This is a genomic window from Rossellomorea sp. FS2 (genome assembly GCF_047915635.1).
GTDB lineage: Bacteria > Bacillota > Bacilli > Bacillales > Bacillaceae_B > Rossellomorea > Rossellomorea marisflavi_A.
Genome location: NZ_JBLRVS010000023.1, coordinates 1 through 229, shown reverse-complemented (window position 1 = coordinate 229; position 229 = coordinate 1). Strand labels below are relative to the sequence as shown.

The window sequence follows — 229 nt, the reverse complement described above, 5'->3', positions numbered from 1 at the left end:
TTGCCTCGCCGCAGTGGCGGACCGACAGAAGCACAGGTTTACAATCCTTCATTGGATTCACTTGATGCAGGATGATAAATACGTGCGCCCGTAGCTCAATTGGATAGAGCGTTTGACTACGGATCAAAAGGTTAGGGGTTCGACTCCTCTCGGGCGCGCCATAGTATCGGGAAGTAGCTCAGCTTGGTAGAGCACTTGGTTTGGGACCAAGGGGTCGCAGGTTCGAATC

1 tRNA gene is annotated in these 229 nt (G+C 52.8%); it reads left to right on the top strand.

The features are described 5' to 3' along the window. Positions 1-84 precede the first annotated feature (84 nt). Positions 85-161: transfer RNA gene (locus ACNA6I_RS23105), tRNA-Arg, on the top strand. Positions 162-229: the final 68 nt, after the last annotated feature.